The organism is Serratia sp. CY40230, assembly GCF_052168835.1.
In the GTDB taxonomy this organism is placed as follows: domain Bacteria; phylum Pseudomonadota; class Gammaproteobacteria; order Enterobacterales; family Enterobacteriaceae; genus Serratia; species Serratia nematodiphila.
Genome location: NZ_JBJNLX010000005.1, coordinates 450838 through 472163 on the forward strand (window position 1 = coordinate 450838; position 21326 = coordinate 472163).

General features: G+C 61.2%; 19 protein-coding genes. 5 read left to right on the plus strand and 14 right to left on the minus strand.

Translation table 11 applies throughout. The features are described from left to right. Positions 1-35 precede the first annotated feature (35 nt). A complete protein-coding gene (locus ACJ8IJ_RS19530; RefSeq protein WP_015377557.1) occupies positions 36-902 on the plus strand; it encodes a hypothetical protein in 867 nt (288 codons plus the stop codon). 5 nt (positions 903-907) lie between these two features. Here ACJ8IJ_RS19530 and ACJ8IJ_RS19535 read toward each other — a convergent pair whose 3' ends face one another. The 7 genes from ACJ8IJ_RS19535 to ebgR form a co-directional block, all read right to left on the minus strand. Then, the gene (locus tag ACJ8IJ_RS19535) at positions 908-1501 is read right to left on the minus strand and encodes an ATP-dependent Clp protease proteolytic subunit (protein ID WP_154870810.1); all 594 of its coding nucleotides are present in this window, start codon (positions 1499-1501) and stop codon (positions 908-910) included. 45 nt (positions 1502-1546) lie between these two features. Next, positions 1547-1876, minus strand: a complete 330-nt coding sequence (locus ACJ8IJ_RS19540) for an SRPBCC family protein (protein ID WP_049188199.1) — start codon at positions 1874-1876, stop codon at positions 1547-1549. Beyond that, positions 1873-2187 carry an ArsR/SmtB family transcription factor gene (locus ACJ8IJ_RS19545; protein WP_049188197.1) on the minus strand — a complete coding sequence of 105 codons (315 nt, stop codon included), beginning with the start codon at positions 2185-2187 and terminating at the stop codon, positions 1873-1875. Before ACJ8IJ_RS19545 ends, ACJ8IJ_RS19540 begins: the two co-directional genes overlap by 4 nt. A gap of 102 nt (positions 2188-2289) precedes the next feature. Then, positions 2290-3792, minus strand: a complete 1503-nt coding sequence (locus ACJ8IJ_RS19550) for an amino acid permease (RefSeq protein ID WP_015377554.1) — start codon at positions 3790-3792, stop codon at positions 2290-2292. Positions 3793-3850: 58 nt separating this feature from the next. Then, positions 3851-4303, minus strand: coding sequence for a beta-galactosidase subunit beta (locus tag ACJ8IJ_RS19555; protein ID WP_004941002.1), 453 nt, complete (start codon positions 4301-4303; stop codon positions 3851-3853). Further along, positions 4300-7389: a beta-galactosidase subunit alpha gene (ebgA, locus tag ACJ8IJ_RS19560; RefSeq protein WP_154870807.1), complete on the minus strand. Its 3090-nt coding sequence runs from the start codon at positions 7387-7389 to the stop codon at positions 4300-4302. Before ebgA ends, ACJ8IJ_RS19555 begins: the two co-directional genes overlap by 4 nt. 166 nt (positions 7390-7555) lie before the next feature. Then, positions 7556-8536 carry a transcriptional regulator EbgR gene (gene ebgR / locus ACJ8IJ_RS19565; protein ID WP_015377551.1) on the minus strand — a complete coding sequence of 327 codons (981 nt, stop codon included), beginning with the start codon at positions 8534-8536 and terminating at the stop codon, positions 7556-7558. 336 nt (positions 8537-8872) lie between these two features. Here ebgR and ygjJ point away from each other — a divergent pair, with 336 nt between their 5' ends. Continuing rightward, positions 8873-9943 (plus strand): protein YgjJ, encoded by a 1071-nt coding sequence (ygjJ, locus tag ACJ8IJ_RS19570; RefSeq protein WP_015377550.1) that lies wholly within the window; start codon positions 8873-8875, stop codon positions 9941-9943. A 17-nt stretch (positions 9944-9960) separates the two neighbouring features. Continuing rightward, on the plus strand, positions 9961-12330 hold the full coding sequence (ygjK, locus tag ACJ8IJ_RS19575; RefSeq protein WP_442518469.1) for an alpha-glucosidase: 2370 nt from the start codon (positions 9961-9963) through the stop codon (positions 12328-12330). Between the two features lie 43 nt (positions 12331-12373). Here ygjK and ACJ8IJ_RS19580 read toward each other — a convergent pair whose 3' ends face one another. After that, complete coding sequence (locus ACJ8IJ_RS19580) at positions 12374-12799, minus strand: universal stress protein (protein ID WP_015377548.1); 426 nt, start codon at positions 12797-12799, stop codon at positions 12374-12376. 147 nt (positions 12800-12946) lie between these two features. Continuing rightward, positions 12947-13465, minus strand: a complete 519-nt coding sequence (locus tag ACJ8IJ_RS19585; protein WP_004940990.1) for a hypothetical protein — start codon at positions 13463-13465, stop codon at positions 12947-12949. A gap of 236 nt (positions 13466-13701) precedes the next feature. On the opposite strand from ACJ8IJ_RS19585, the gene metQ reads away from it, so the two are divergent. Next, entirely contained in the window at positions 13702-14517 is an 816-nt protein-coding gene (gene metQ / locus ACJ8IJ_RS19590) for a methionine ABC transporter substrate-binding lipoprotein MetQ (protein WP_442518470.1), read from the plus strand. Positions 14518-14563: 46 nt separating this feature from the next. Here metQ and ACJ8IJ_RS19595 read toward each other — a convergent pair whose 3' ends face one another. The 5 genes from ACJ8IJ_RS19595 to ACJ8IJ_RS19615 form a co-directional block, all read right to left on the minus strand. Continuing rightward, on the minus strand, positions 14564-15328 hold the full coding sequence (locus ACJ8IJ_RS19595) for an SDR family oxidoreductase (protein WP_004940984.1): 765 nt from the start codon (positions 15326-15328) through the stop codon (positions 14564-14566). A gap of 138 nt (positions 15329-15466) precedes the next feature. After that, positions 15467-16387: a sugar ABC transporter substrate-binding protein gene (locus tag ACJ8IJ_RS19600; RefSeq protein WP_004940980.1), complete on the minus strand. Its 921-nt coding sequence runs from the start codon at positions 16385-16387 to the stop codon at positions 15467-15469. 63 nt (positions 16388-16450) lie between these two features. Next, the gene (locus ACJ8IJ_RS19605; protein ID WP_004940978.1) at positions 16451-17491 is read right to left on the minus strand and encodes an ABC transporter permease; all 1041 of its coding nucleotides are present in this window, start codon (positions 17489-17491) and stop codon (positions 16451-16453) included. A gap of 15 nt (positions 17492-17506) precedes the next feature. After that, positions 17507-18991, minus strand: a complete 1485-nt coding sequence (locus ACJ8IJ_RS19610; RefSeq protein ID WP_004940975.1) for a sugar ABC transporter ATP-binding protein — start codon at positions 18989-18991, stop codon at positions 17507-17509. A gap of 75 nt (positions 18992-19066) precedes the next feature. Further along, positions 19067-19996, minus strand: coding sequence for a sugar ABC transporter substrate-binding protein (locus ACJ8IJ_RS19615; protein ID WP_015377544.1), 930 nt, complete (start codon positions 19994-19996; stop codon positions 19067-19069). 484 nt (positions 19997-20480) lie between these two features. Here ACJ8IJ_RS19615 and ACJ8IJ_RS19620 point away from each other — a divergent pair, with 484 nt between their 5' ends. After that, positions 20481-21323 carry a class I fructose-bisphosphate aldolase gene (locus ACJ8IJ_RS19620; RefSeq protein WP_004940965.1) on the plus strand — a complete coding sequence of 281 codons (843 nt, stop codon included), beginning with the start codon at positions 20481-20483 and terminating at the stop codon, positions 21321-21323. The last annotated feature ends 3 nt before the right edge of the window (positions 21324-21326 follow it).

The following is a 21326-nucleotide window of genomic DNA, read 5'->3' on the forward strand; positions in this document are numbered from 1 at the left end:
AGCAGCACATTTTTTAAGTACAGGAAATAGGGAAAATGAGTCTAAGCAGATTCCAGCTACAGTTTCACCTGGAGAAACAGGCCAACATCATCAGGCAGTCACCGGCGTTCCACGCCGCCATCGTCAAACACGGGGAATTATTGAGGGAGACCTACAAGAAGCATCCGCTGTTTTACAAAATCATTTTCAGGAACAGCCGGTTCATCATCTGCTCCACCATCCTGTCCATTTATTACCACCAGCACGCCGCCGCGCTGAAAGACATCAAAGCCTTTTTCAAAGGGAAGAATATGATCAGCGAGAATTCCCTGGATTCCTTTCTGTTCTTTTTACGGGTCGGGCGCCGGCTGGAGGTCAAACCCTGCGAGCATGACAAACGCCAGTTACGCTATAAGCCAACGCCGCACGCGCTGGCGGAAACCCAGGCGCTGATCGCCTCAATGGCGCGCCCTTATCAGGCGCTGGCGCCACAGATGCCCATCGCGGCGCTGCTGGCGGCGCCCGACTTTCTGTCCACTTTTTTCGCCGCCTACGGGCAACTGATGCTCAAGGAGGTCTACCTGATCGACCTGGTGCCGCAATCCGCGCTGTTCATCAGCAAAGATGCCGGCCACATGGTGCTGTTGATGTTGTTTATCGAAAGCATCCGACAGGACTCCCCCTTTCTGCTGCTCTCCTCGGCGAAAATCGCCAAGTCCTGCTCCGTCTCACGCGCGCACGTGAACCGCATCCTGCAGGCGGCGGAAAAATCCGGCCTGCTGACCACCACCAATAATGTGGTGATCGAACTCAACAGTTCGTTCTTCATCATGGCGGAGCGCTATTTTAGTCTCTATTTCGCGATGGTCGAATTCGGACTTGAACGGGTTTGGCAAACGCTACAATCCGCCACGCACTCCTGAGCCCTTTAGCGCGCCCGCAGCACCCGATCGATCAGCCCCCAGGCCGCCGCTTCGTCGGCGGTCATAAAGCGATCGCGATCCAACACCCGCTCCACCTCTTCATAACTTAGGCCGCAATGTTGGGCATACAACCGAATCACCGTGTCTTTGGTGCGCTTCATCTCTTCGGCGTGGATCAAGATGTCGGAGGCCTGCCCCTGAAAGCCGCCCAGCGGCTGGTGCACGTGCAGGCTGGCATTAGGCAGCGCCATGCGGTGCCCCGATTCGCCGGCCATCAGCAGGAACGAGCCCATCGAGCGCGCGGTGCCCATGCACAGCGTATGCACCGGGGCGCGGATATACTGCATGGTGTCGTAAATCGCCAGCCCGCTGGTGATCGCCCCGCCCGGCGAGTTGATGTACAGGTGGATCGGTTTTTCCGGGTTTTCCGCCTCCAGAAACAGCAACTGGGCGCACAGCATTTCAGCCACGTCGTCGTTGACTTCGCCGTTGAGGAACACGATCCGATCGCGCAGCAGGCGCGAATAAATATCAAAGGAGCGTTCTCCCCGGCTGGTCTGTTCCACCACCATCGGGACGAGCATCATCTTCTCACGCATCGGTGAACTCCTGGGTTGGCAACAAAGGGAAGTGTGTTTAACGCGTCAGGCGGCGCGCATCATCGTCGTCGGGCCGTCGTTGGCGGCGTCGAGCTGGTGAATAATCCGCAACAGGCTGCCGCCGCCGGCATCCGGCACAATCTGCAGCGTCACCACGCTTTCGAGGAACGGCGGTTGGTCGTCGCGCAGACGGTAGCTCACCGCCTCGCCCGGCGTGGTGGCCAGCGGCTCGGCCTGTGCCAGATCCCCCGTCGGCAGCCACTGCTCGCGCAGCTCGGGAATGCTGAGCGCCCGCCACACTTTTTCCGGCGGCGCCTCGAGCGCATACTCCAACACCAGCCGATCGTGCGGCGGTGGCTCAGCCCGTTTGTTCATTGATCCATGTCCTTCAGCAAAGTTTGCAGCGCGTCGATGCGCGCCGGCCACCAGGCGCGGTACTTCGCCAGCCACTGGGCAATCTGCGCCAGCCCGTCCGGGTCGACCTGATAATTGACGCAGCGCCCCTGCTTCGCCTCGCGCACCAGCCCGGCATTGCGCAGCACCGCCAGGTGTTGCGACATTGCCGACTGGCTGATGTGCAGCCCTTCGCGCAGCGCGCTGGCGTTCATGCTGCCGGCGGCGAGTTTGTCGAAGATGCAGCGGCGGGTCGGATCGGCCAACGCCTTGAAGATGTCATTTTCGTTCATACAAACACATTAGTATTCACTTATGTATTATGCAAACGCAGAGGCAGATTTTTTTCGCAAGGCGAGACTCCGCGCCGGGGCGCGGAGTCGAGAGGTGAGCAATTACAGCGGTTTATTGCATGCGGGCGTGGTCAGCGCGGGTTGACCGGCAGGCGCCCCCTCCTGCGCTTCCAGCGCGAGACGCGCCAGCGGCATGTCTTCGTGGTAGCGCGCCTCGGCATTCAGAGTCTTTGAGTAGCGGTTGTACTTCCACCAGGCGTAGCCGAGGAACACCACCAGCCCGCCGACGTTATAGAACACGATGGTCATGATGCTGGCGCCGGTCGGGAACGTCGAGGCGAAGAAGCCGACGGTGAAGATGGCGATCAGCACGCTGACGATGGCGATGCCCTGCAGGCGCGAGCCCATTTTGAAATCGCGCGCCACCCGGTCGTACTTCAGCCGCAGATTCAGGTAGGCCAGCATGATGAACAGCGGCGGCAGCATCGAGGCGGCGGCGGTCATGTTGATCAGCGTATTCATCAAATCCTGCACGCTGCTGGAGCCCAGCGTCGGGATCAGCATCAGCGGGATAACGATGAAGAACTGGATCCAGGCGGCGCGCGTCGGCACGCCGTGCCGGTTCAGGCGGATGGTTTTCTCGCCGAAAATGCCCTTCGGGATCTCGGTGAAGAAAATTTTCACCGGCGCCGCCGTCCACATCAGCAGCGAACCGAACATGGCGGTGAAGGAAACGATGCCGACAAAGCGGTTCATCAATACCGTCGGCAGGCCGAAGTGCGCCGACAAGCCTTCGAACACCTGTACCGTACCGCCGGTAAAATGCAGGTCGGTGCGGTGCACGAATACGTTAATCAGCAGCGATGACACCGAATACAGCACGCCGATGAACAGCCCGGAAACGATGATCACCTTCACGAAGGCGCGGCTGCCGCCTTTCACATCGTTCACGTACACCGCCACGGATTCCGCCCCGCCCGCCGCCTGGAAGATCCAGGCGGTAATGCCGAGGAACGCCCAGTTGAAGTTCGGCGTCATCGCCTGCACGTTGATCGGATCGGCCGGCTCGATGCCGCCCAGCACCGCCGCGCCCGCCAGGATGATGTAGGAAAACGTCAGCAGCAGCATCAGCGACGAGGTGACGGAGGTCATCGGCCCCAGCAGTTTCGCGCCGCTGTTGGAGATGTAGGTCGAGAAGGCGAACAGGAAGATGCTGATGATCGCCGTGGTCAGCGGCGTAAACACATAGTCATAGCCCAAGAACGCGTAAGAAGCGTAGGCGATGACGCGCGGCAGCAGCGCGGTGAAGAAAAACAGATTCACGAACCAGTAGGTGTAGGCGGTGATAAACGCCCAGCGCCCGCCGAGCGCGCTTTTGACCCAGGCATAGACGCCGGCCTCGGAATTGCGGTTGAGCGAGACGAACTCGGCGATGATCAGGCAAAAGGGAATGAAGTAAATGATCGTCGCCACCAGGAATACCGGCGACGAGGCGATGCCGAGCTGAATATTGTTGTTGATCACGTTGTTGAAACTGAACACTGCCGCAAACGTCATCGACAGCAGGCCAAACTTGCCGATGGTGTTTCTGTTCGACGCAGCCATAGAGATTCTCCGAATGGTGTAGGGGACTTCGGTTTGTTGTTATCGATCGGCGGTCGCGCTATTTGTTGATGAAATAGCTGTCTTCCACCGTCACTTTTAAAATGACTTTTTTTACCTTGCCGCTTTCTTTGAAGCGGTGAGCCTGGTGGTTTTCGAAGATCACCACGTTGCCTTTACCGACCCGGCGCCTCTCGCCTTCGCCGCTGAAAAACTCGCGGTCGGTTTCGTCCTGATAGGGCGCCACCGTCGTCAGCGCCCGTTTGTCGGCGACTTCGACGATCTCGTCTCCCTCGAGGTAGTAGTGCACGTCGAAGTAGCGGCGGTTGCCTTCCAGCCAGCCGTGCTGCCGGCCGGCGCCGACGCTCAGCCGATAGGTCAGCGAGTCGCCGATCGAATGGCACACGTTCGGGCTGATGCGATCGACATTGGCGATCGCCTCCATGCAGCGCAGCCATTTCTTGCCGCTGTGATAAATGCGCTGAAACTCCGTCAGGGATTCGAGAATGATCATGCGTTTTCCTCCGCAGACTGCGGGTGATGAGGGGCCGGCGCGAAGTCATAACCGGCGAGCGTGGCGCCGTCCGTTTGCCGGCCGTCGAACGGCACCAGCGTGAAGCCGTAACTGAACGGCGCCAGATAGACCCGGTGGGTATCCAGCACCTCGGAGCCCCAGGAGTTGGAGCCGAGACCGAGCACCTGATCGTCCAGGTTCAGCGTCAGGCAATCGTCAGGCTCCAGCTCGTTGATGTGCTGGGCCTGATGCAGCATCTCGGCGCTGTACGGCCACAGGCTGAAGTTGATTGGCCGCCGCGGCTGGATGAAGATCCCCTTGCCCGCCGCGTCCTGCAGGCTCAGCCAGCGCACGTCCTGCCGGTTGCCGTTGTCCTGCGGGAACGGATAGTGTTCGAACAGCGCGTCGGCGCGCTGCCGGTAGTGGCCGATAAGGTTGGCCCGGCAGCTGTCGCGGTAGTTCTCGCCCGGCCCGCGGCCGTAGTACTCCACCTGTTCGAAGCGGCGGCTGATGCCGAAATCGAGACCGATTTTCGGGATCACCTGCCGGAAATCGCCGTAAGGCTCGCCGGCCAGATCCAGGCTGACACAGCCCTGCGGAGAGATGCGCCAGCGATAGGTACAGCGCATGCCGAAGTCGAACACCGGCGGCGCGATCAGGCTGTGCACCTCGATCAGCAGATCCTCCCCCTGCCAGTGTCGGCTGAGGCGGCGGAAATGCTGTTGCATGATGGGGAAGTGATACGGCAGCCAAATCCCCTCATATTCCTGTTTATGGTTATCGATCACCGGTTTGAAGAAGGTGATGCGCGGCGCGCGCCCCACCACGTCTTCATCGTCTACCCGCCACGACAGCAGTTCGCCGCTCAGCAGCGAGAACGCCAGCTGGAACCGGCCGCCGCTGACGAGCAGCTGATGATTTTCCTCGCGGCATTGCAGCGCCGGTGCATCGGCCAACGGTGGAGCCGGTAGCCGCGTCGCCGCCTGGCGCAGATGCTGGTAATGCCCCAGCAGTTGGCCGCTCTCGCTATAGCGGGTGGCGCTGTCTTTATGCACCGCCACGTCGATCAGCGTTTCCCCCTGCCCCAGCGCCAGCACCGGCAGGTGCATGTCTTCACTCTCGCCCGGCTGCAGATGCGGCAGCTTGAATTCGTAACTCGCCACCTGGCGGCCGTCGGTCTTGACGCTGACCTTCAGCGTGATGTCCGCCAGCGAGCTGAACCAGTAGCGGTTTTTCACCCGCAGCACGTCGCCTGCGCCTTCTTCCGCCGTCACTTCCACCGGGCACAGCACCTGCTGATATTCACGCAGGCCGGGGCCAGGGCGCTGGTCCGGGTAGATCAGGCCGTCCATGCAGAAGTTGTAGTTGTTCGGGTAGTCGCCGTAATCGCCGCCGTACTGGTAGCGCTCGCGCCCCTGCTCGTCGTGGCTCAGCAGACCGTGATCGCACCATTCCCAGATATAGTGCCCCTGCAAACTGGCGTGACGGTTGAACACCGACTGATATTCGAACAGCCCGCCGGGGCCGTTGCCCATGGCGTGGGCGTACTCACACAGAATGCGCGGTTTGGGGTGCGGGTATTCACCGAAGGCGTTCATCATCGCCACGCGGGAATACATGGTGCTGATCACGTCGGTCACTTCGGCGTCGCGGTCTTCTTCGTAGTGGATGAGGCGGGTCGGATCGAGCGCCTTGCAGCGCCGGGCCATGGCGCGAATGTTGCACCCGTAGCCGGATTCGTTGCCGAGCGACCAGATGATGATCGACGGGTGGTTTTTCTGCGCTGCCACGTGGCGCTCGATGCGCTCGACGTAAGCCTGCTCCCAACGCGGATCGTCGGTGATGCGGCTCAGATCGCCAACGTTGGCGAAGCCATGGCTCTCCAGATCGGTCTCCGCCATCACAAACAGGCCATAGAGATCGCACAGCTCGTAAAAACGCGGATCGTTGGGATAATGGGCGGTGCGTACCGAGTTGATGTTGTGCTGTTTCATCAGCACGATGTCGCGCTCCACCCGTGCCATATCGACGGCGCGCCCTTTACGGTGATCGTGATCGTGGCGGTTGACGCCGTGCAGCTTGAGGTAACGCCCGTTGACGTACATCAGCCCGTCGCGCACCGCGATCTCGCGGAAGCCCACCCGCTGCGGCACCACGCCCAGCAGGTTGCCGGCGCCGTCATACAGGCTGAGCAACAGCTGATACAGATAGGGATTTTCCGCGTTCCACTGCTGCGGACGGCTGACCGGCAGCTCGAAACGGCAGCTCAGAGCCCGCTCAATATGCAGATCGTCGCGCCACTGCTCCGCCACGCAGCGATCGCCGTCGAACAGCTGCGCCTGCAGGCGGCAACCCTCGGCGGCCTGCGCACCGAGATGGCGCAGCTCGGCGTCGATCGCCAACTGCGCGTCGCAATAGCGCTCATCGAAGGTGGTGACCAGCGTCAGGTCGTGAAGGTGAGTGGCGCTCTGGCCGATCAGATAAACGTCGCGGAAGATGCCGGCCATCCACCACATGTCCTGATCTTCGATGTAGGTGGAATCGGCCCACTGCATCACCCGCACCGACAGCAGGTTCTCGCCCTGCCGCACATAGGGGCTGATGTCGAATTCGGCGCACAGTCGGCTGCCCTTGCTGAAGCCGACATAGCCGCCGTTGACGTACACCTCGAAGTAGGTTTCCACGCCGTCGAATTTGATCAGCACTTGCTGGTCCCGCCAGCCGGCGTCGAGCGTAAAGTGGCGCTGATAGGCGCCGGTGGGGTTGTTGGTCGGCACGTAAGGCACGTCGATCGGAAACGGGAAGCCCTCATCGGTATACTGCAGGTGGCCGTGCCCTTCCAGCTGCCACATGCCCGGCACCGCCATATCGCCCCAGTCGCTCATCGGCTCACGGTAAAACGCCGCCGGCACCTGCGCCGGGTGCTCGAAGAACCGAAAGCGCCAGCGGCCGCTCAGCAGCTGGAAACGCCGGCTGGCGTTGCGATCGAAGCTCAGCGCCTGCTCGGCGTCCGCGTAGCTGAAGAAGCTCGCGCGCGGCGCCAACCGGTGCTCCGACTGTTTTTCAATGTTTTCCCAATTATTCACGTCACGTCTCCCGACACCTGTGCAATGCGGAAACGATAGTAAATATTTAGTAAAAACTACAGTCGACATTTACCAAATGACGACAGGATCACAATAAATCTCAAATGCCTTTTTTTATCATGACGTTAATTTTGAGCGCCAACGCCCCCGCCGAGGCGGGGGCCGGTCAGGCGACGGTGGTGTCACGCAGCTGCAGCGAGCTGGGAACGAAGATCGACAGCGGGACGGCGCGCTCATCGCGCAGCCGCTCCGCCAGCAGGTTGACGGCCTGTGCGCCCATGGTTTCCGAAGGGATGCGCACCGTGGACAAGGCGGGGAAAATAAAGCGGGCGGTGGGAATGTCATTGACGCTGATTAACGCGATCTGCCCCGGCACCTGAATGCCGTGTTCATGCAGCGCGCGCAGCACGCCGATGGCGATCGAATCGGTCGCCACCAGCAGCGCCGGCGGATAGCCATTCTTGCTCTGCAACATCGCTTTGGCGCACTGGTAGCCCGACTGGCTGCTGAAATCGCCGTGGTAAATATCCTGCGGCCGCACCACGTTTTGCTGCCGGCCATACTCGACGAACGCCTGCTCGCGCTGGTCGATGCCGGCCGGATGGTCGCGCCCGCCGATAAAACCGATGCGCTGATAGCCACGGCCGATGAAGTAATCGATCACCTTGCGGCTGATCTTGTACAGGTCGACATTGACGCAGTCGAAACGCTCATCGTCCACCACGCCGTCGATAAACACCACCGGCGTTTCCTGCTGCCTGAGCTGCTCATACAGCGCGGGCTGTGGCCGGCCGATCACCAGCAGGCCGTCGGCCGCCGGCAGCGCCTTGTCGCCGGTAAAGTCGTAACCGGCGCTCAGCATCACGCCCAGTTTTTCGCACTGCGTTTCGATGCCGTAGCGCATCGCCAGGTAATAGGGATCGTTGATCTCCACACCCTGCGTATAGGTGAACAGCGCGGCGAATTGCAGGCGTTGCCCGCTTTGCCGTTTGGAAGGCGCAATCTTGTATTCGAGGCGCTCCGCCGCTTCCAGGATCTTCTGGCGGGTTTGCGCCTTCACGCTCAGGGTGGGGTCGTCATTCAACACGCGCGAAACGGTGGCGACGGACACATTAGCGGCTTCAGCAATTTCCTTCAGTGTGGCCATAGAGTCCCAATGCACAGACGAAAAACGGTAGCTTAATCGGATAGCGGCGCAACGTACAGTGCCGCCCGCCCCTCTCTTCCCAGACCGGGCCAGCGCTCGCTCTTGCAAACCACTGCCGGGCGCCTGCAGCGAAAGATACCCATTTCACCCGTTGTGATCAAGTTAACGATTTACTGATTAAAGCGTATTTTTTACTAAATATTTTACTAATATACCTGCCGTTTACCGCCCGCGACCGGGCGGACTTTATCTCTTCTCCCAGGGAGCCGGGAGCGACCTTGCGTGAGCCGCCGTTCGACTGACGCACCGATCCATCCAACACCAGGCACATGCCCCATGACATCAATAAATCATCACGCCCTGTTGCCCTTGTTACTGATACTGAGCGCGCCGGTCTGGGCGGCGCAGGAACCCGTTACCCCGGCGGAGCGCAATCAGCTGCCGCCGCCGCCGTTACCCGAAACCGCCGCGACCGCCCTGCGCTTTTACGGCGAGCTCGGCATCGGCGGCAGCGTCTATTTGAACGGCGAACATCAACATAAATACAGCGACGGCACCTACATCGAAGGCGGCCTCGAGATCAAACAGGGCCACTGGTTCGGCCTGATTTACGGCGAAGGCTGGACCGTGCAGGCGGACAGCCAGGGCCACGCCTGGACGCCCGGACACGGCTGGGGCGGCTTCGAGGGGGGCCTGAACCGTTTCTACGGCGGTTACCGCACCGATGACGGCACCGAGATGATGCTCAGCGTACGCAACGACTCGTCGCTCGACGATCTGCAATGGTGGGGCGACTTCACGCCGGAGTACGGCTACGTGATCCCCAACACCCGCGATCTCAGCTACGCCGCCAAGCTGCAAAACCTGACCGGGCGCTTTCGCTACAGCGTGACGGCGGCGCCGGAAAGCCGCATCGACGAGAGCAAGGCGCTGCTGCACTTCGGCAAATACGACCGCTACTCCGACAAATACACCTACCGGGCGATGATCAACGGCTACACCCAGTACGATCTGCAGGACGGTCTGACGCTGCTGAACGGCCTGGAGGTGACCGACGGCCTGGGGCAGCTGTTTCTGCTGGGGCTGCGCGGCAAACACCTGGCCGGCCGCGTTTGGCACCATACCGGCAAAGGCGACAGCGGCGGCCATCCCGGCAGCGAATCGGGCCTGATGCTCAGCGCGATGACGGAAACCGCCAAAGGGCTGTACCTCTCCACCGCCTACAGCTACGCCCGCCACCGGTTTGATAACGCGGCGGATACCGCCACCTCCTACGCCCAGTTCGGCATCTGGTACGAATATGCCGGCGGTAAGCTGGCCACCGCGCTGGACAGCAAATTCTTTATGCGCAACGACAGCACCGGCGCCAGCAACTCGGTGTTTCTGATGCAATATTTCTATTGGTAACCGTTGAGGCCCCTACGATGAACATGACTCCCCTGACGCCGCTGGCCACCGCCCTCACCCTCGCGCTGACGCTGGCGGGCTGCGCGCCGAAAACGCCCACTGCCGCACTGGCCGAACGCTACCCAAACGTTATCGATCGCCACGGCGCGCCGCATTTTATGCTCGACTATGACTTCGACGATCATCAACGCTTCAATCCGTTCTTCGATCTCGGCGCCTGGCACGGCCACCTGTTGCCGAGCGGCCCGGAAGGCATGGGCGGCTTCCCCGGCCCGGCGCTGCTGACCGAAGAATACATCAACTTTATGGCCAACAATTTCGATCGGCTCAGCGTGTATCGCAACGGCAAGCCGGTGCATTTCACCATGACGGCCTACAGCCTGCCCGGCGCCCTGGTGCAGCGGCTCAGCGCGCCGGGGGTTACCGTCAACCTGACGCTGCGCTTCGCCAGTGCGCGCACCTCGCTGCTGGAGACGCAAATTATCACCGATGCGCCGCTGGAGCTGGTGTGGGATGGCGAATTGCTGGAGCGCTACGCGGCCAAAGAGCAAAAACCGCAGCCGCCGGCGACCCTCGAACAGGCGTTTCCGGACTACAAGCGCCGCATTGTGCCGACGGCGGACGGCCTGCGCGTCACCTTCGGCAAGGTGCGTGCGCCGTCGCAGCTGATGACCTCCGGCCAGTCTGAGTATCAGATCCATAAATCGCTGCCGCAGCGCACCACGGTCGACGGCCACCGCTTCCGCGCCACGGTGCGCATCGCCGGCACCACCACGCTGTACACCACCTATTCGCACCTGCTCACCGCCGACGAGGCGCAGCGCGAACAGCGAGCTATCGCCGACATCCTCGCTCACCCGCAGCGCTATATGGCCGCGTCGGCCCAGCGTTGGGAACGCTATCTCGCCGCCGGGCTCCGCAACCCGCACGCCACGGCGGAACAAACGCGTGTGGCGGTCAAAGCGATAGAAACGCTGAACGGCAACTGGCGCGGCGCCGCCGGGGCGATGAAGTTCGACTCGGTCACCCCGTCGGTCACCGGGCGCTGGTTCTCCGGCAACCAGACCTGGCCGTGGGACACCTGGAAACAGGCCTACGCCATGGCGCACTTCAACCCGGACGTGGCCAAGGACAACATTCGCGCGGTGTTCGCCTACCAGATCCGGCCGGGCGACGCTTTGCGGCCGTGGGACGCCGGTTTCCTGCCCGACCTTATCGCCTACAACCCCAGCCCGGAACGCGGCGGCGACGGCGGCAACTGGAACGAACGCAACACCAAGCCGAGCCTGGCGGCCTGGGCGGTGATGGAGGTCTATCGCGTCACCGGCGATAAGGGCTGGCTGGCGGAGATGTACCCGAAGCTGGTGGCTTACCATGACTGGTGGCTGCGTAACCGCGATCACAACGGCAACGGCGTGCCGGAGTACGGCGCCACCCGCGACAAAGCGCACAATACGCCCGACGGGCGCATGCTGTTTACCGTCAAACGCGGGCAACGCGAGCAAACGCGGGCCGGCCTCGACAACTACGATCGCATCGTGCGCGAGGGGCATTACGACAGCATCGCGATCCCGGCGCAGACCGCCGCCTCCTGGGAGTCGGGCCGTGACGATGCGGCGGTATTCGGCTTTATCGATCCGGATCAATTGGCGCGCTACGTGGCGCAGGGCGGCAAACGCGAAGACTGGCAGGTGAAATTCGCCGAAAACCGCGCGCCGGACGGCACGCTGCTCGGCTACTCGCTGCTGCAGGAGTCGGTGGATCAGGCCAGCTATATGTACAGCGACAACCGCTACCTGGCGGAGATGGCCGATATTCTGGGCCATGGCGCCGAGGCCGAGTCCTTCCGCGCCAAAGCCGATAAGCTGGCGGCCTATATCAACACCTGCATGTTCGATAAGCAGAGCGGTTTCTTCTACGACATCCGCATCGAAAACCGGCCGTTGGCCAACGGCTGCGCCGGCAAACCGATCGTCGAACGCGGCAAAGGGCCGGAAGGCTGGTCGCCGCTGTTCAACGGCGCCGCCAGCCAGCCGCACGCCGATGCGGTGGTCAGGGTGATGAAGGATCCGCGCGAGTTCAATACCTATGTGCCGCTCGGCACCGCGGCGCTGACCAACCCGGCGTTCGGCGCGGACATCTACTGGCGCGGCCGTGTGTGGGTCGATCAGTTGTATTTCGGCCTCAAGGGCATGGAACGCTACGGCTATCGCGACGACGCGGTAGCGATGGCGCAGGCCTTCTTCCGCCACGCCGACGGCCTGGTCGCCGACGGGCCGATCCGCGAGAACTACAACCCGCTCACCGGCAAACAGCAAGGCGCGCCGAACTTCTCCTGGAGCGCGGCGCATCTGTACATGTTGTATAACGACTTCTTCACGCAATAAGCCGCGGCGGCCACCGCCATCGTTGCCCGGCGGTGGCCCGCGTTTATGAGCGGATCGGGATCACCAGCACGTCGATATTCAGCTGGTTGATGGCGTTGCGGGTAGAAGAAAACAGGTTGCTCCACAGATCGTGGTGATGGCCGAACACCAGAAGATCGATGTTCTTGTCCACGACCGCCGTGCGCAGTTCGTCAACGAAGCCGCCGCGCCCGATAATCACTTCCGCGATCGGGTAATTGACGTTTTGCGTGGTGGGTTCCAGCTCTTTGCGGATCTTCTCTTCGAACGGCACGCCGTCATAGCTGCGCTCCGAAAAGCCGATCGCCGCGTGGTAGGTGTCGTAGTGGACGTCCACATAGATCAGCGAGAGTTTGGCCTGCAGCGCCTCCGCCAGCAACGCCCCCTTTTCGACCAGCCGTTTGCCGTCATCGCTCAGATCGGTGGCGATGACAATATGGTGGTAACACATAGCGCCTCCTGTCATGGACTCGGTTGAGCCGAGGCTCCGATATCACGCCGGGGTCATATCGTTATGGTTAATTTTAGTTCAGAAATGGCGCTCGTGGCGGGAGGTGATGCGGTGGGAAAGCCCCGTCGCCGGGGCTGAAGGCAGAAATTATTTCTCGCGCTGCGCCTCAAACCAGACGTTGCACAGCGACAGGATCAGCGTGTTGGCGTCTTTCACCAGCACGTTATCGCCGGGCACCCCATCGGTGCCCTGATCGGTGATACCTTTGATGACGGTATCCGCGTGCTGAATGGCCACGCGCTCGACTGACGGCGTGCTGATGCCCAGCATCGGGAAATCGATGTAGGAGCTGCTGCCGGCGTTGTCCTCGACGAACTCCTGCGCTTCTACGGTGCTGACGGTGGCCCCTTCGCTTTTCAGCGCCGTGCCGTTCCAGCTGAAGGCGTCCGCTTTATAACTGATTTTGCCGCCGATCAGGCTCTGCGCCTGCTGCTGATCCCAGCAGCCAGTGGTCTGGGTCGGCACGATCTTGCTGACGCGCCAGTTGCCCAGCAGCTGTTTGGGGATCGGCCCGGTATCGCTTTCCGCCGCCCGAACCTGAGTCGCCGAGACGCAGGCCAACACCACCAGCGGCAGCAGCGCCTTGCTCCAAGTGTTCAATCGCATTGTCTTTTCCTTCGTTTCAGTACCCAGTCTGCCCTCGCGGGCCAACGGCTATCATAATAAGCCCGCCGATTCGCCGTCAAAACAATCCGCACCGCGCGGTGCGGCGGCCGCTCATAGCTAATCGCTATGAGTCATAGTGAATCAGTATTTTGTTTTAGCCCAGCGATTACCTACAGTCACTGCCACTATTCTGCCCGCCAAAATTAGCAGGCAATGTTGACAAGGACCCTGGGAAAATGACATTTACGCTGAAAAACCTCACCCTGGCGCTGGCCGCCGCCGGCACGCTGCTGCTGACCGCCTGCGGCCCGACCGCACAGGACGAGCACCACATCAAGGTCGGCATCAGCGCCGGCATCGATCAGTCGCTGTGGGCGGTGGTGCAAAAGGTCGCCAAGCAGAAATACGATCTGGACGTGGAGGTGGTGACCTTCAACGACTACGTGCTGCCGAACGAAGCGCTGAACAACGGCGATCTGGACGTCAACGCCTTCCAGCACAAACCGTATCTGGACAAGCAGATGCAGGAGCGCGGCTACAAGCTGGCGGCGGTGGGCAACACCTTCGTCTACCCGATCGCCGGCTATTCGAAGAAGATAACCGCACTCAGCCAGCTGCCGGACGGCGCGCAGGTGGCGGTGCCGAACGATCCGACCAACCTGGGCCGCTCGCTGCTGCTGTTGCAAAAACAGGGGCTGATCACCCTGAAAGAGGGCGTCGGCCTGCTGCCGACCGCGCTGGATATCGTCAGCAACCCGAAAAAGCTGAAGATCGTCGAGATTGAAGCGCCGCAGCTGCCGCGCGCGCTGGACGACCAACAGGTGACGCTGGCGATCATCAACACCAACTATTCCAGCCAGATCGGCCTGTCGCCGGCCAAGGACGGGCTATTTGTCGAAGACAAAAACTCCCCGTACGTCAACATTTTCGCCAGCCGCATCGACAACAAAGACAGCGAGAAAGTGAAGGATCTGGTCAAGGCCTATCAGACCAACGAAGTGGCGGCCAGCGCCGCCGAAATCTACAAGGGCGACGCCGTCAAAGGCTGGTAACGCTCTCCCGTATGCCCGTGGCGCCAGGCCACGGGCCATGCCAACCTCAGCCGCGCTGGATGGACACGCCGCCGTCCACCAGCATCGCGGTGCCGGTGACAAATGAGGAAGCGTCAGACGCCAAATACAGCGCCGCCTGCGCGATCTCCTCCGGCATCGCCAGCCGCTTCAGCGCGTGCAGATCGGCCACCTGCGCCAAGGCTTCCGGGGTATTGCTCATCTGCCGCCCCATCGCCGTATCGGTGCCTCCCGGCAGCAGCGCGTTCACCCGAATGCCGCGCCCGCCAAACTCCACCGCCAGCGCCTGCGTCAGGCCGATCAGCCCCGATTTGCCGGCCGCATAGGCCGCCGTGCCGGGAAACGCCGCGGTGTGGCCGACGAACGTGGAGGTGAAGATCACCGAGCCCGCGCCGCGCGCCAGCATGGCGGGAATTTGATGCCTGGCGCCGTAATAGGCGCTGGACAGGTTAGTTTCCAGCACCTCGCGCCATTCTGACGCGCTGAGCGCCAGCGACGGCCCCAGCGGCCCCAACGTGCCGGCGTTGTTGAAGGCGATATCCAGGCCGCCGAATTCGTCGACCGCCGTCGCCGTCAGCCGTTCGGCGAAGGCTTCGTCGCGTACGTCACCCGCCACCGCCAATGCCCGGCCGCCCTCGCGCCGAATGTCCTCCACCAGCTCGGCCAACAGCGGCGCGCGCCGGGCGCCCAACACCAGCGCCGCCCCCTGCCGGGCGAACAGCAGCGCCGCCGCTTTGCCGATCCCCGAACTGGCGCCGCCGATCACCGCCACCTTGCCGTTTAATGCGTTCATCGCTCATCCTCACGCTGTTTAAAGATCCTCAGTGTGAGGCAAGGTTCGACGCCGCGCTGGCCGCAAGCGGACATGCAATTGGCGCAATAAAAAAGGCGCTGCAAGCAGCGCCCCGGCAACGCGGATCCGACGGCGAACTCACGGTTTGGCCGCGTATTTCTCCTGATTGGCCGGCGTCACCAGCTCGAACGGGATCCAGTAATACGGCTCAAGCTTTTCGCCGTTGATCATGCGCTGCGCCACCTCGACCGAGGCCTTGCCCTGGCCGATCGCGTCCTGGAACACCGTGACCTGCATCTTGCCGGAGGCCAGCGCCTTGAGGCCGTCCGGCGTGGCGTCGATGCCGCCGATCAGCACTTTCTTGTCCGCCTTGCCCGCCTGCTGCAGCGCCATGATCGCGCCGATCGCCATCTCGTCGTTGTTGGCGGCGACGATGTCTATCGCTTCGCCGTTGGTCAGCCAGTTCATCATCAGATCCATGCCTTCACTGCGTGAATAGTTGGCGCTCTGCTTCTGCACCACCTTCATGTTCGGGTATTTGGCCACCACCTGCTCCACATCTTTAGTGCGCTGCAGCGCACCGGCGTCGGTCAGGTTGCCGATCATCACCGCCACGTTGCCCTGATAGTTGGCCAGCCGCGCCAATTCCTCCATTTGCAACGTGCCGGACTCCCGCTCGTCGGAGCCGACGAATACCACGCCCTGAGGCAGTTTGGCGTCGCCCGGCGTGCGGTTCACGTACACCAGCGGCACGCCGGCGGCCTGCACCATTTTGGTCATTACCGGCGTGCTGGCCGAGTTGACCGGATCGACGATAATCGCGTCCACCCCGGCGCTGATAAAACTCTGCACCTGGTCGGTCTGGCGGCCGACGTCGCCGCGCGCGTCCTCGAACTGCACGGTAATGCCGCGCGCCTTGGCCTCCTTGTCGATCGCCTGGCGGATAATGGTGAGGAAGTTCTGGTCGAAATAGGCCATCGATACGCCGATGGTTTGCGCCCATGCCGGGGTGGACGCACACAGCGCCACCGCCAGCCACAGCCCTTTCAGGTAATTCATGATGTGCCCCCCGGTAAAAAAACACCGCCGGCCAACCCTGGCGCCGGCGGCAATTCACGGCAATCAGTGTTTCTTGCGGTTGCGACGCATGTCGATCGACACGGCGGCGACGATAATCACGCCTTTGATGATGTCCTGAATGTAAGAATCGACGCCGATAAAGGTGAAGCCGCTTTTGATAAGGCCGAGGATCACCGCGCCGATCAGCGTGCCGGTGATGCGCCCGACGCCGCCCATCAGGCTACTGCCGCCGATCACCGCCGCGGCGATGGCGTCCAGCTCGTACGACATCCCCATGCTCGACTGGCCGCTGCTGACGCGCGCCGCCAGCACCACGCCCGCCAGTCCCGCCAACCCGCCGGCGATGGTGTAAACCGTCACCAGATATTTGTTGACGTTGATGCCGGACACCCGCGCCGAGGTCATGTTGCCGCCGATGGCGTAGATGTATTTGCCGTAGCGGGTGTGTTTGAGCGCGATATGGAAGATCACTGCAATCACCAGGAAGATGATCACCGGCATCGCGCCCTGGCCGATTGACGTAAAGCCGTCCGACAGGAAGCTGACCGGGTTACCCTTGGTGTAGTACTGCGCCAGACCGCGCGCCGATACCATCATCCCCAGCGTGGCGATGAACGGCGGAATGCCGGTGCGGGTGATCAGGAAGCCGTTGATAAAGCCGCAGACAATGCCCACCCCAATCCCCGCGCCGATCGGGATCGCCGCCGGCAGATCGAGCAGCCCCGGGTACATCGGCGAAATGCTGTCCGAGGTCTGCGCCAGGCTGGCCGCCACCACCGCAGTCAGCGCAATCAGCGAACCGGAGGAGAGATCGATGCCGGTGGTGATGATCACCTGGGTGACGCCCACCGCGATGATGCCGATGATCGCCACCTGCAGCACGATCAGCAGCAGGCGGTTCGGGTTCAGCAGGAACGACTGATCGCGCATGTACCAGCCGAGGATTTCGAAGACCAGCGCGATGCCGAGCATCACGATGAAGATGCCGGTATCCTTCGGCATTTTGCCGCTCAGCCCGGAGAACAGCGTTCCCTTGCTCGTTGAATCGGCGGAGAGCGGCTTCTCAATCTTTACGTTACTCATGATGTTCACCCTTCGTTATTCTGAGGCCAGCGCCAGGATCTTTTCCTGGTCCGCGTCGTCTTTGTCCAAAATGCCGGTGATGCGGCCGCCGTGCATCACCATCACCCGGTCGCTCATGCCGAGGATCTCCGGCAGCTCGGAGGAGACCAGAATGATGGCGACGCCGCGGTTGGCCAGCTCGCTGATCAGGCGGTAGATTTCCGCTTTGGCTCCCACGTCGATGCCGCGCGTCGGTTCGTCGAGGATCAGGATTTTCGGCTGCGCCAGCAGCCAGCGCGCAATCAGCACCTTCTGTTGGTTGCCGCCGCTGAGGTTATTGATGATCTGATCCATGGTCGGCGTTTTGATGTTGAGCTTTTTGATCTGATCCATGCAGTCTTTGGCCATCTGCACGTGGCTGACGAAACCGTTCTTGCCGATGTATTCCGACAGGTTGACGATGCTCATGTTCTCGACCACCGACAGCACCAAAAACAGGCCGGATTTTTTGCGGTCTTCGGTGAGGAAGGCCAACCCGCTCTCGATCGCCTTCGCCGGGGAATCGACCTTCACCGCCTGGCCCTCGATAAAGATCTCGCCGCCGTCCGCCGGGTGCATGCCGAACAGGCTTTCCATCACTTCGCTGCGCCCGGCGCCCACCAGCCCGGCGACGCCGAGGATCTCGCCGCGTTTGACGCTGAACGACACGTCGTGGAACCAGCCGCTGCGGCGCAGCCCCGCCACCCGCAGCACTTCCTCGCCGATATTGTTGTTGAATTTGGGGAACATCTGCGTCAGTTCACGCCCCACCATCATGGTGATCAGCGACTGCTTGGTCAGATTTTCGGTTTTGTCGCAGGCGATGAAGGTGCCGTCGCGGAAAATGCTCACTTCGTCGGTGATGGCGAAGATCTCGTCCATCTTGTGGCTGATATAGATGATGCCTTTGCCCTGCTCGCGCAGCTCGCGGATGATGGCGAACAGGTGCACCACTTCACCTTCGGTCAGCGCCGAGGTCGGTTCGTCCATGATCAAGACGTCGGCGTTGTAGGACACCGCCTTGGCGATCTCCACCATCTGCTGGTTGGCGATGCTCAGTTCGCCCACCAGCGTGTCCGGCTGCAGTTTGATGTTCAGCCGCGCCAGCAGCTCGCGGGTGTTCTCGTTCAACTGCTCGTGGTTGACGAACCCCAACCGCGCCGGCTCGCGCCCCAGCCAGATGTTTTCCGCTACCGTCATATAAGGCACCAGGTTCAGCTCCTGGTGGATCATGGAAATGCCCGAATGCAGCGCCTGCAGCGTGTCGCTGAAGGTGACCGGCCGGCCTTTGATTTTTATCGAGCCTTCATCCGGGTGGTAGATGCCGATCAGGCATTTCATCAGCGTCGATTTGCCTGCGCCGTTTTCCCCCATCAGCGCGTGCACGCTGCCGGGTTTGATTTTAATCGAGACCTTATCCAGCGCTTTGACGCCGGGGAACTGCTTGCTGATGCCTTCGGCCTCAAGAACATAAGGGTACATACCGCTTACCTCCGCACTGACCCACGTTTTCCGCCGCGCTCGCCCCACACCGGCGCCCGCGGCGGGCTTCAAGGCTTATTTCTTGTTTTTATCGGCGAATTGCTGGTAATTGGCCTGGGTGATCAGCTGGTAAGGGATCAGCACGTTGCTCTCCACTTTCTCGCCTTTCACCAGTTGAACGGCGGTCTGCACCGCACCCTCGCCCTGGCCTTTGGCGTCCTGGAACACGCTCAGCGCCAGATCGCCTTTTCTGATGAATTCCAGCGCATCGGGCGTGCCATCCACGCCGGCCACCCGCACGCCGGACTTTTTAGCCTGCTTGAGCGCCAGGATGGCACCGATGGCCATTTCATCGTTGTTGGAGGCGATGGCGTCGATCTGCTGGCCGGTCAGCACCCAGTCAGTGGTGATATCCACCGCATCTTTACGCGTCCACTTGGCGGTTTGCTTATCGACAATCTTGATGCCGGGATAGTTGGCCGCCACCTCTTCCACGCCGCGGGTGCGGTCGCGGGTCGATTCATTCGACAGTTCCCCCATCAGGATCATCACGTTGCCCTTGCCGTTCATCAGCTTGGCCAACGCTTCCATCTGCAGTTTGCCGGCCAGCTTGGAATCGGAGCCGACGTAGGCCATGCCGGCCGGCAGCGTCACTTCCGGCTTGCGGTTGACGAACACCAGCGGGATCTTGGCGTTCTCGGCCAGTTTGATCATCGGCTTGACGCCCTGGGTATCCACCGGGTTGAGGATGATGGCGTCGACGCCCTGGCTGACGAAGTTTTCGATTTGTTGAATTTGCTGCGCGATGTCGCCCTTGGCGTCTTCGAACTGGCCGCTGACGTTGCCGTCGGCCTTCATTTTGCTTTGCATCGACTGGCGCAGAATGGTGAGGAAGTTGTCATCGAAGTAAGCCATGGAAACGCCGATCTTGATGTCTTTCGCCAACACGCTGGCCGGCAGCATGCACATCAGTACCGAGGCGGCGATCAATTTCTTCAGCTTCATGTTCGTTACCCTTTAATCGTTAGAATGAAGAGGTCTGTTGGTTGACAGCTAATGAAAAATATTTTTTACATTCAAACAACAATACGGTCGGTGTTATCCCTTTGATACGGCGAAATTACCGCGTTATCGCCGTATTAAGGCCGTGAACAAAATGGTGATCGATATCTCAAAATAGATTAAAAACAATCAATTGAAATAAACCCCTGGTGGAGCAAGCCGCGTCCTCGCCGCTTTTTTAAATGTTTATTTCATAATTTAGATTATTGAAACTTTTTAACCCAAACAAGCGAAACATGCGTTTTGGAATGGCTTATTAACAAAAACATGACACGGATCTAACAAATGAAATGAAAGCCGCCCGCGAGCGTTCCCCTTTCGTGCGCCGGCAAAAACTGCGAGCGGGCGCGCAGTTTGCGGTTTCTGCGTTTCCCGACCATCCTTACTCGGCAATAATGGACATATCCCTATCTCAGGAGGACCTGACATGCAGCTCAGCAGTAAGGTGCGGATGAACCGCCTGTTCAACAACGGCAAGTGCCTGGATGTGGCGATCGATCACGGCATCGCCAACGAACCGGATTTTTTAATCGGGCTGGAAGATATCGAACGGGTGATGGGCAACCTGATCGCCGCGCGCCCCGACGCGATTCAGGTCAACTACGGGCAGGCGGATCTGCTGCAGCGCGCGCCGCAGCGTGAAAAACCGGCGCTGGTGATGCGCACCGACGTCGGCAACGCCTATAACGCCGCACGCCACCGTGAAATGTGGGCGGTGCTGCACAACCCGGAAGCGCCGATCCTGGCCGCGCTGCAAACGGACGCCGCCGCGGTGGTGGTCAACCTCTATATGATCCCGGATGAACCCGGCATTTTCCGCCAGTGCGTAGAAAACATCGGCCGCCTGCGCCACGCCTGCGATCGCTACGCCATGCCGCTGATGATCGAACCTCTGGTGATGGCCCCGGCCGGCCAGGGCGCCGCCTACGGATCGCTGGGTGACGTGGAGAAGATCGTGCCGCTGGTGCGGCTGGCGCGCGAGCTGGGCGCCGACATCATCAAGGCCGATCCGACCGATCGGGTGGAAGATTTCCACCGCGTGGTGGAAGCGGCGCGCTGCCCGACGCTGGTGCGCGGCGGCGGCAAGGGAGAGCTGGGCCCGGTGCTGGAGAAATCCGCCGCGCTGATGGCCCAGGGCGCCTCCGGCATGGTCTATGGCCGCAACGTCTATCAACACAGTAATCCGTCTCAGGTGGTGCGCGCCCTGATGGCGATCATCCATCAAGGCGCCAGCGGCCAACAGGCGCTGGAGATCTACCACCAGCAGTAACCC

Excerpts from the sequence above, each read along its gene's own strand:
- ACJ8IJ_RS19600 (WP_004940980.1), bottom strand. The coding sequence starts at position 16,387 with ATGAATTACCTGAAAGGGCTGTGGCTGGCGGTGGCGCTGTGTGCGTCC.
- ACJ8IJ_RS19585 (WP_004940990.1), bottom strand. The coding sequence starts at position 13,465 with ATGCGATTGAACACTTGGAGCAAGGCGCTGCTGCCGCTGGTGGTGTTG.
- ACJ8IJ_RS19605 (WP_004940978.1), bottom strand. The coding sequence starts at position 17,491 with ATGAGTAACGTAAAGATTGAGAAGCCGCTCTCCGCCGATTCAACGAGC.
- ACJ8IJ_RS19540 (WP_049188199.1), bottom strand. The coding sequence starts at position 1,876 with ATGAACAAACGGGCTGAGCCACCGCCGCACGATCGGCTGGTGTTGGAG.
- ACJ8IJ_RS19550 (WP_015377554.1), bottom strand. The coding sequence starts at position 3,792 with ATGGCTGCGTCGAACAGAAACACCATCGGCAAGTTTGGCCTGCTGTCG.
- ACJ8IJ_RS19580 (WP_015377548.1), bottom strand. The coding sequence starts at position 12,799 with ATGTGTTACCACCATATTGTCATCGCCACCGATCTGAGCGATGACGGC.
- ACJ8IJ_RS19545 (WP_049188197.1), bottom strand. The coding sequence starts at position 2,187 with ATGAACGAAAATGACATCTTCAAGGCGTTGGCCGATCCGACCCGCCGC.
- ygjJ (WP_015377550.1), top strand. The coding sequence starts at position 8,873 with ATGACATCAATAAATCATCACGCCCTGTTGCCCTTGTTACTGATACTG.
- ACJ8IJ_RS19535 (WP_154870810.1), bottom strand. The coding sequence starts at position 1,501 with ATGCGTGAGAAGATGATGCTCGTCCCGATGGTGGTGGAACAGACCAGC.
- metQ (WP_442518470.1), top strand. The coding sequence starts at position 13,702 with ATGACATTTACGCTGAAAAACCTCACCCTGGCGCTGGCCGCCGCCGGC.
- ebgR (WP_015377551.1), bottom strand. The coding sequence starts at position 8,536 with ATGGCCACACTGAAGGAAATTGCTGAAGCCGCTAATGTGTCCGTCGCC.
- ACJ8IJ_RS19595 (WP_004940984.1), bottom strand. The coding sequence starts at position 15,328 with ATGAACGCATTAAACGGCAAGGTGGCGGTGATCGGCGGCGCCAGTTCG.
- ACJ8IJ_RS19555 (WP_004941002.1), bottom strand. The coding sequence starts at position 4,303 with ATGATCATTCTCGAATCCCTGACGGAGTTTCAGCGCATTTATCACAGC.
- ygjK (WP_442518469.1), top strand. The coding sequence starts at position 9,961 with ATGAACATGACTCCCCTGACGCCGCTGGCCACCGCCCTCACCCTCGCG.
- ACJ8IJ_RS19620 (WP_004940965.1), top strand. The coding sequence starts at position 20,481 with ATGCAGCTCAGCAGTAAGGTGCGGATGAACCGCCTGTTCAACAACGGC.
- ACJ8IJ_RS19615 (WP_015377544.1), bottom strand. The coding sequence starts at position 19,996 with ATGAAGCTGAAGAAATTGATCGCCGCCTCGGTACTGATGTGCATGCTG.
- ACJ8IJ_RS19610 (WP_004940975.1), bottom strand. The coding sequence starts at position 18,991 with ATGTACCCTTATGTTCTTGAGGCCGAAGGCATCAGCAAGCAGTTCCCC.
- ACJ8IJ_RS19530 (WP_015377557.1), top strand. The coding sequence starts at position 36 with ATGAGTCTAAGCAGATTCCAGCTACAGTTTCACCTGGAGAAACAGGCC.